The sequence below is a fragment of the Enterococcus ratti genome (assembly GCF_001886195.1).
Lineage (GTDB): Bacteria > Bacillota > Bacilli > Lactobacillales > Enterococcaceae > Enterococcus_B > Enterococcus_B ratti.
In genome coordinates this window covers 1-400 of record NZ_JXLB01000071.1, presented here as the reverse complement: position 1 = coordinate 400, position 400 = coordinate 1, and the positions used below count along the sequence as shown (strand labels likewise).

The following is a 400-nucleotide window of genomic DNA, read 5'->3' as shown; positions in this document are numbered from 1 at the left end:
ACGTTGACTGATGAAGCAGGAAATGAAAGATTGTTACAGGGAACGTTAACGATTACCGATAAAATAACGATTTGGACAGCAGTGACGATTCAACCTACAAGAACCAAAGACTTACCTGAATCCATTGTACGATCATGGTTTATTGATTTACCGAATGATCCGGACAATTGGAGTTACACTGTATTAGGCCATGAAGACTGGGAATCGAATACTAACCTTGAAGAGTGGGCACCAAATACAGAGGGATGGTTGACTGTACGTGTGAAAAACAAAAGTACGAATGAAACCAGAATGCTTAGCACCTATTGTCGGGTAGATGAAGATAAAAAAGCACCGACTGGGAAGTTAAAAGAGGGGCTTTCATATGAAGAGGGAAGTGAGGAACCCGACTTACACGACT

General features: G+C 41.5%; 1 protein-coding gene. It reads left to right on the top strand.

Annotated elements, in window-relative coordinates; genetic code table 11:
• The coding region (locus tag RV14_RS12375) for a hypothetical protein (protein WP_167359871.1) at nucleotides 1–400 on the top strand (400 nt) is incomplete at both ends.